This window comes from Vibrio sp. 10N.286.46.A8, from assembly GCF_041470165.1.
Classification (GTDB): domain Bacteria; phylum Pseudomonadota; class Gammaproteobacteria; order Enterobacterales; family Vibrionaceae; genus Vibrio; species Vibrio tasmaniensis_A.
Genome location: NZ_JBFRLX010000177.1, coordinates 1 through 8,573, shown reverse-complemented (window position 1 = coordinate 8,573; position 8,573 = coordinate 1). Strand labels below are relative to the sequence as shown.

Annotated in this window: 7 protein-coding genes; all 7 read right to left on the bottom strand. The window is 45.1% G+C overall.

Annotation, left to right across the window (positions count from 1 at the left end):
* Positions 1–153: 153 nt before the first annotated feature.
* The 7 genes from AB4232_RS16850 to AB4232_RS16820 all read right to left on the bottom strand — a co-directional run bounded on the left by AB4232_RS16850 (position 154) and on the right by AB4232_RS16820 (position 8,463).
* The gene (locus AB4232_RS16850) at positions 154–1,578 is read right to left on the bottom strand and encodes a GumC family protein (protein ID WP_372087596.1); all 1,425 of its coding nucleotides are present in this window, start codon (positions 1,576–1,578) and stop codon (positions 154–156) included.
* Entirely contained in the window at positions 1,575–2,711 is a 1,137-nt protein-coding gene (locus tag AB4232_RS16845; protein WP_372087595.1) for a glycosyltransferase, read from the bottom strand. Before AB4232_RS16845 ends, AB4232_RS16850 begins: the two co-directional genes overlap by 4 nt.
* Entirely contained in the window at positions 2,704–3,489 is a 786-nt protein-coding gene (locus AB4232_RS16840; protein WP_061024139.1) for a DapH/DapD/GlmU-related protein, read from the bottom strand. Before AB4232_RS16840 ends, AB4232_RS16845 begins: the two co-directional genes overlap by 8 nt.
* Before the next feature lie 92 nt (positions 3,490–3,581).
* Entirely contained in the window at positions 3,582–4,958 is a 1,377-nt protein-coding gene (locus AB4232_RS16835) for an O-antigen ligase family protein (RefSeq protein WP_372087593.1), read from the bottom strand.
* A gap of 251 nt (positions 4,959–5,209) precedes the next feature.
* Positions 5,210–6,334 (bottom strand): glycosyltransferase family 4 protein, encoded by a 1,125-nt coding sequence (locus AB4232_RS16830; protein ID WP_372087592.1) that lies wholly within the window; start codon positions 6,332–6,334, stop codon positions 5,210–5,212.
* Positions 6,315–7,826 carry a sigma 54-interacting transcriptional regulator gene (locus AB4232_RS16825; protein ID WP_372087590.1) on the bottom strand — a complete coding sequence of 504 codons (1,512 nt, stop codon included), beginning with the start codon at positions 7,824–7,826 and terminating at the stop codon, positions 6,315–6,317. The genes AB4232_RS16830 and AB4232_RS16825 overlap by 20 nt, the downstream gene beginning before the upstream one ends.
* A gap of 226 nt (positions 7,827–8,052) precedes the next feature.
* On the bottom strand, positions 8,053–8,463 hold the full coding sequence (locus AB4232_RS16820) for an Hpt domain-containing protein (protein ID WP_372087589.1): 411 nt from the start codon (positions 8,461–8,463) through the stop codon (positions 8,053–8,055).
* Positions 8,464–8,573: the final 110 nt, after the last annotated feature.

Below are 8,573 nucleotides of genomic sequence, written 5' to 3'. Positions count from 1 at the left end.
GGAGCATAGGGCTTGGGTTAATCGAAAGTAGCGTTAGAACTTGAGGCTTTAGACAAGCAAAACGCCAAGCAAATGTTGGCGTTTAGTGCTAGGAAGCAAAAAAGATAAGAAGAAGCTACGAGGCTAGCAAATTAAAAATGCCTTTGAGGCTAACTAGCCCATTTTAGGTATCACCGTTATCACAGGGACACCTAAGATCTCTTCGATTTCGTCTTTACGCTTGATTGAAGAGTCAAACAGCTCGAACAATACCGCCAGACCAATGCCCAATCCGATGCCCGCAACAAATCCAGCCAGAATAAAGATAAAAGTCGGCATGTTAGATTTCATGCTAGGCGTGAAAGGCAAATCGATAATCTTCACACGTTTGTTTTGCTCGAATACACCAAGCGAACCCGTTAGCTGAGCCATTTCATAACGCTCTGTCAGTTCATCGTATAGCTGACGCTTGATTTCAACTTGGCGTTTAAGGCGATACATCTCTTTTGCATTTTCACCGAAGTTATTCGCCTTGTGTTCTAATTCGAAAATCATAGTACGAAGGCTTTTCGTTTCTTCAGTTAAAGACTCAAAGCGAGCGCGAACCAGTTGTAAACTGTGTAGTTGGGTGACTAAAAGAGGTTGGGTATCCGAAAGTTTGTTCAGTGTCGTACTACTTGCAATGTCCCAAAGCTGGTCGCTGTTCATCGTAGGTTGGGTTACATCGAGCAAACTCTTTCTCTCATTTTCAAGTCTGTCTAGTTCACGAACTTTAGCTTGTACGGCACTGTGTTTGTTTGTGTATTTGGCTTGAAGCAGAGCCAGTTCACTACGAATATCGATGATCTGATCTTCTATTCGACCTATCACAGGGTTGGTTTTTGAAAGCTGTTGATCGATTGACCCTAAGCTTTTTTCAACACCGGATAACTCGGCCTCTTTTTCTGCGAGTGTTTGTTTGAGTGACGCTAAGCGATTCAAACTTTGGCTCTGTACCTCAGGCGTCGAATGAACATTCTCATTCATGTATAAGGCAAGAGCTTCTTCTGCTACTTCAAGTTCAGCACTGCGTTTATCTATATGAATTTTCAAGAAGTTACTCGAGTCTTCAATCGACGAACGTTCCGGAGCGAGCAATTGTTCAATGAAATGTTCACTTACCGAACGAAGCGTCGCTTCCATTCCATCTGGCGTGTTTGAGCTTAAGCTGATTTTTAGAAAATCTTTTCCAAGCTGAGTCACCGTTAGACGTTGAGATAGGTCAGTAATGATCTCTTGTTTCTCAATTTCAGGCATATCGGGCGTGGTTAATTGCAGTTCATCAGCGACCGAGTAAAGCACATGTCGACTATGAAGTAGTGTTCTCAACGCGTTAAGGCGGTCTTTGAGCATGGTAGAAACGGCAATGTCTTCCAAAAATGGATTCATTTTGGCCGTTTCTTGAATCAACATACTGGTATGCGCGTCATATTTAGTTGGAGCCAACTTGCTCACACCAAAGCCGACAAAGGGCAAAATAAGGATTGGTAGAACAATAACGTAGCGTTGGCGCCACATGGCATTCAAGATGAACAATAACCGCAATTTCAGATTATTCATAATAGCTCCAACATCCAATGTACGAAGTTACCGCGGTTCTGCCAACTGTCTTTGGAGACGACAGAGACTGGCGAGTTTTCAAGGTGACGGCTTTGCTCGAGAGCTTCGACCATCTGTTGTGCATTTTCAACGGACGTAACGTGATTCTTATAAGGAACCATTGCAGGAAAAGGGGTGGTTACGATAGGAGTTCCCGCGGCAAGGTATTCCATCAGCTTTAATGGACTGCATGCTCGGATCTGTTCGTTATCAACGAAAGGTAATAGGCTCACATCCCAGTGTTGAGAATAGCTTGGCAACGTGTGATGTGGGCGAGGCCCCAAGTAATGAACATTATCGAGGTTAGGCAACGACAATGTATCAAGCTCATTAGGGCCGATGAATACAAAGTCCCATTCCGGCATTGCTGTCGCCACATGTTTAACCATGTCGTAATCCAGCCATTCAGATAAGCTTCCGTAAAAGCCTGCAATCGGGCGGTGGTTGCTTGGCAAGTCGTGTGCTCTTGGAACTGGTGTAGAAAATAGCCCGACATCGACACCATGTGGTAAGAGTTGAGCTTTCTCATTAGGGAATTTGCCCATCAGCTTTTCACTAGCAGCGAAGATCAGATCTGATTTTTCAATCAATTCCAATTCATGCTGAGCGACAGTTTTGTGGTCAACGCCCGCGAGCGCACTAAAGTCATCCCCGCAGTAATAAACAACCGCTGACTCGCCTAAGTGTCCGCATAAATCAACAGCGGTAGGAAGGGAAGTCCATAAGATAGGATTATGAAGTTTCAGCTCAGCAATAACTGGCTTCAACTGACGTAACATCATTTGCTGAGCCAGTTTTCTAGACAGCTTAGAAGAAGGCGCAGGAATGGTTTTCAAGTTCACGACCGTTATGTTGCCTTGGTCGTTTGAATCAGCGACATGTTGAGGACCCAGCATGTTTTGAGTAACTGCGTTGCTTCGCCCTGTCAGTTTATTAAATGCACGAGTGATGTCTTTAACTGACAGTCTTGGCTGTCTAAGACCAATAGAGTTGACCCATAAGACTTTATGTTGTTTAGCCAAGTGGCGAACCAAGTGTTGAGTCGATGAAGGCAGACCGCCAAAGTCTTCACCAAATACGATTAAATCACGCATGGTCGCCTCCATGAGTCTCTAACGAGTCGAATACATCGGATTCTGTCACTTCAACGGATTTAATCTGACCGACAACTCGAGCAGGGTTACCGCCTGCGATTGCGAAGGCAGGGATGTTCTTTGTTACCACGCTGCCTGCGGCTATTACGGCACCTTCGCCGATGGTTACGCCACCTTTAACGGTAACATTGGTGCCTAGCCATACATCTTGTTCAAGAATGATGTCGCCGATTTGCTGAGGGTCATCGCCTTCACCTAGTGCTCGACGTTTTGCATCAAGCGGGTGTCCAGAGTATCCAAACAGGAAAGCGCCGCCAGCGATGCGTACGTTGTCGGAGATAACGACTTTACCTCCAACAGCGATGGTCGATTGCCAACCGATGTCTACATTGTTGCCAATCGACAGTAGTGGGTGTTCCAAGCCTTCAAGTGGTTGGGTACAACCAGAGAATGTCGTGTGGCCAGAGATACGGCAGTTATCGCCAATCGTAATTTGTACCGGACCGCTCACGAAAGGGAGGCCACCGTATAAATACAGGCGTTTGCCACATTGAGCGACACGACCTTTGAAAGCCGGAGTCCAGTAGAAGAATCGCGTAAAGCCAGAAACCAAATTCACCACTAGCTTGTGCGCTTGATATAGGCAGCGATTAAGTACTTGAGGGGTAGGTAGCTCTGCGCTTCTGATGTCTTTCAAAATGAAAAACACATTTCTAATTCGAGAATTAGGGTGAAACTTAAGCCAATGTTTGAATTGATGTATAGATACTGACGTCATAATGAAAATCCTCTTTTTTGTTATATAGAAGTACTTTCATATATTGTGCCATTTAATAAGTTGATTATTTTCAATGTGTTACAAGTTGGCTTTTAGGTTTTCTCATTTTGACAGGCAGTATGAGATACATTCGCAACAGCAACAATCAATGCGGAAAGAATATAGATAGGCCAGTTGAAGCCTTGTGTTAGGAAGGTACCCGAGACTATGGTGCCAATTAACCCAGCATATACGGCGTAAGCCGCGGCATTGAGATTTGGGTCGATTGCGTTGGTCGTCTCTGAAAGCTGTTTGAGTGTCGAGCGTATTGTTTTGATCAGTGAGCCAATCAATATCAGAAAGATAATCAACCCTAGAAAGCCAGTTTCAGCTAACACACCAAACCAAGTACTGTGAACGGCGTGATTCAGTCCGTCCCAGTGCGAACTATAAAAGAAGTAGTTCGAGAAGAAGTTGTTCAACCCTACGCCTGTCAGTGGATTCTCAACTGCCATTTTTACTGCTGCTTCCCATGCATAGATTCGCCCCATTGCAGATTCATCGATACCTTGTTCAGCGGCACCACCAGAAGATCTGTCTGAGATCCCAGCAACCAAGTAGAGGACTACGGCCACGACAGTTCCTACGGATATTAAGAGAACTTTAGAGCGCACTAGTTTCCACGCAAAAATACCAATCACCGCAATACACCCCAGTAATCCGCCACGGCTTTGAGTCGCAATAATGGCGGCGAGCAGCAACAAACAGACTAACCCGCTAATTAAACGTTTGGATCGTGAGATGCCAGTCGTGGTGGCTTGGCTTATCGTAAAGGCGAGTGGGAACATCAGTACCAGTGCTAGATCATTCGGGTCGCCTAACATAGAGCCAAAATCGCGGCCAATAGTCACGCGTGAGCCTTCAACAAGCCCAATACCATTTACTGAGTTATACACGGCAATGGAGCTGACTAAAGCGCCTGCGTAGATAATCGTCATCGCGGTTTTTGCGAGGTTTTCCGTGGTGTTTACTAGCCAAGTAATCGCAAGCGTCATCACGATGATTTTCCAATAAACGCCTTTGAATTCTGCAAGTGCTATGGGCCTGTTAGACGCGAAGATAATACCAATAAAAACCAATACCCAAAAAATGGCGAGCCAATTTAAACAAGGGTGCCAGAAGATTTTAAGCTCTTTGCTGATTAATGCATGCCAGAGCAGAGCTGACAGAGCGCCTAATGAAAGCATCAGCGGTATTTTAAGCGAATAGAGTTGAGGTATGGCTTCGTGAATTCGAAAAAATGAAAAGACAACGAACAGTAGCACTAGCCAGAATGTCTTGTTTAACACGAATAATCCGGCTAATGGCACAAGAGCGAGCGCCACAATGACAGCGGGATGCGGCACGAAGTACCAGACAATACCTAGCCCGACACACAAGGTGCTAATCGTGATGATGACTGGCAATCGATTGGCTTCAGGGTTGACCATTGTGACCTCTATTCGCAAATAAACTCTTAATGACTCGGCTCGCAATCTTTTGAGACGTAGTTACACCTGATGTTAAATATTGCAAAGCGAGTGCCAGTTATACATTTTGTTTAACTAACTGATTTAGTGTTGGATTATTAAGTGAGGGCTTAGCCTTGAGGTGGTTTTTGTCATTTTGAGAATCAGTATAAGACTGACTAGAACGGCTAAGTTATCCAGCTAAAATAACCAGTTACCTATTAAGACGAGTATTAACGGTCGAGTTGATAGATTTCCAACAACTGCGGGACAACAGCTTGTGGTGAGTATTTGTTTTTAACGGTTTCTATCGCGTTACTCTTGAGAGAGTCACGTTGCTCGCTCGTCAATGACATCCACGAGGATAAATGCTGTTCTAGTACTAACGCTGTTTCTGAATCAGATTCTGAATTGGCGAGGTAGCCATTAACTTGGTGCACGATGAGCTTAGGCAAGTTACCAACTGAGGTAGCGAGAACGGGAATGCCGCGAATCATGGCTTCTAATGCCGCCATAGGTAAGCCTTCAAAGCGGGAAGGGATGATTAACAAATCGATTTGGCTCCAGACGTCGTCCATATTGGTCTGATGCCCATGAAAGGTAACATTATCAGGCTGCGATTTAGCTAAGACGTCCATTTCTGGTCCGTCACCAAAAAGCTCAAACCGAACATCAGGAAACTGTTTGGCTAATGCGACAAATCGATCAGGCGCTTTTTCATGGCTTAACCGCCCCACAAAGCCTACATGGAATGGGCTTGATGAAGGGGAGTTTGTTAACCCGGTTGGGACTTTAACAAAGTTATTCAATTGATGGGTTTTACTCGGCACTTTCGCTTTAATCTTCTCACTGACCACAAGCGACTGATCAGAAAGAAAGCTGCTGTAACGGTCGAGCCAGTCATAAAGCCATACTTTGCCTGTTGGGGTTTCACCTGCGTGATAAGTGGTGATTTGCTTAGTGCTGTTTAAGCGAGGTGGGAGCTTGATGAGTTTACTGACCAAACTGGCTTTGTAACCATGAGCATGGATAAGCCTTGGCTGATAATGTTGAACTGCACGTTTAAGCTGTGTCGCGCTATTGCCATTTGAATCTGCAGAACATGAGGCTAAATCAGAGAGGTAACTATAAGGGATGTTCAGCGCATCCAACTTTTCAACGATGATCGCTTCAGGATTAAACTTAGTCAAAAGAACGATGCGAACAGCCTCTGAATACTGAGCGCTTTCCGATATCAGGCCTTGTGCTAATTCTAAAACATGCGTTTCTATGCCTCCAAAAGTTTGGCTGTCGATCAACAGCCAAATCTCATGAAGGTTTATGTCGAGTACCCCTTGGTTAGGCTTGATTGTACTCATCTTCCGATTCCCACGCCTGTTTCTTACGATAAACAGTAGAAGGGCTAAGTTCTAACAGCACAGCAGCGTTTAACACATTTCCATCGCAATGATTGATAGCATGTTGAATGGCTTCACGTTCTATTTGCCACATTGGACGAATACCACCTTCGCTTGTTGTAAATGTGGGCGTCATCGGGTCGTTGTTAGCGGGAACAACTGACGATTGCTCCAACTCTTCAGGAGTAATCGGTGGCAACTTAGCTTCGGGTGCTTCCACAACAACAGTTTGGGGCGCCGCTACTCGAATTGGTGTCACTGATTTCGAGGTTGGAGCTGCGTCTATTTTATTAATCGGAGGCGGTAACATGTCTTTGGTCACGCTTGTTTCATTGTTCAACACCACGATGTTACGGATGATGTTTTGCAACTGACGCACGTTGCCTGGCCACGCATAACGCTTAAGTAGATTCTGCGTTTCTTTGTCTATTGATTTGAACTTCTTTTTGTCTTGCTTCGCGTACAGCTTTAAGAAGTGATTGGATAGCGTGACAATGTCACCTCCTCGTTCACGAAGCGGTGGCATCTCGATAGGCACAACGTGAACACGATAGTAAAGGTCTTCTCTAAAACGTCCTTCTTCTACCTCAACCAGTGGGTCGCGGTTGGTCGCACAGATAATTCTGACATCAACTTTAATCTCGCGGTTGCCACCGAGTGGAGTAAACGTACCGGTTTGCAAAAATCTAAGGAGCTTCTTTTGCATCTCCAGTTCCATTTCACAAAGCTCATCGAGAAATAGGGTACCGCCATGCGCTTGCATTGCTGCACCTTTACGGTCGGTTGTCGCACCAGTAAACGCTCCTTTGACGTGACCGAAGATTTCACTCTCCATTAGGTCTCGAGGGATAGCGCCACAGTTAATGGCAACGAAGGGCTTACCGTTACGTTGACTCTCTTGGTGAATCGCTTCTGCACACACTTCTTTACCCGTACCACTTTCGCCGTTAATAAACACGCTGGCAGTGGTTGGTGCTACCGAATCAATGATCTTGTAAACCGCTTGCATAGGTAGGCAAGAGCCGATGAAATTATGAAAGCGGTCACGATCGAACTTGCTTTGCATGTTATCGACGAGGTTTTCGAGTTTCGCTCTTTTTAGATGTAAGCGGACAGAGGTCTTGAGTCGATCGGCTTGAATTGGCTTTTCTAAGAAGTCTTCCGCACCGCGTTGGATAAGGTCTACAGCAATGTTTACTGAGCCATGTGCTGTCGCGATGATGACTGCGGTCGGTATTTCGTTCGCACTAATCCAATCTAAGACTTCTTCGCCTGGCATGTCGGGCAACTTAAGATCGAGAATAACAACCTGTGGAGAGTGCCTTTCAATGAAGATCTTAGCTTCCGCGCCGGTTTCGACGTGGAAAATATCGTAGGGCTCGTCTTTTACGTACTGCTTGTAGAGTACGGCGAGTGAGGTGGAGTCTTCAACTAACAATACCTTAGGGCGCATTGTGTATTCCTTTTGAAACTTTATCCTAACCAATCAATAACATAGTGGTATGTATCCATCAATACGAGACTTGTGTATTTGTTATCTACCGCATGCAATCTCTTAAGAAACGATAGGTGTACTTTCTCGCGTTGTTGGTCACGCCGGAGTGCATGTTAATGGTGACTATATTGATAACGACTATGTTGAGTTTTTATCTGATACCGACACTTACACTGATGAGCATTCAGATCTCGCTGAAACCAGCCTCTTTTCTTTCAAGCAAGGCTTTAATTGAACGCTCTGCGAGTTCTAACAATTCGTCAACTTGTAGAAATGCGGCATCATGACTCTGTTCTAAACATTGCTTCTCTAAAACGCGAGCTAACTCACCCAAAGGGCGATTACCTAATGATAGCGCCGTGCTGCCAAGAGTATGAACCTCAAACTCAAGTGTTTGAGCATCGTTCTGAGCGACAGCCTCTTTTATGGCGACCAAGCGTGTTTGTGATTCTTCGACATAATGGTCGATCAAGATCGGGATAATATCCGCACTGGTATCGCGAATCATTTGCTCTAGAACGCTTTCATCAACAAGCTCGCTAACTTCTTGTGAGTTTAGATGTGCAGTTGTGTCTGACGCTAAAGTGGAATTCATCAAACTAAGTCCTTTCGTTGAGCTTAATATCCGTGAGTAAAGGGGCTGTTGACCTTTCGTGGTTAAGTTTTGTTCGAATGGGGACGCCTAGCCCGAACCCTTCGGGCAGC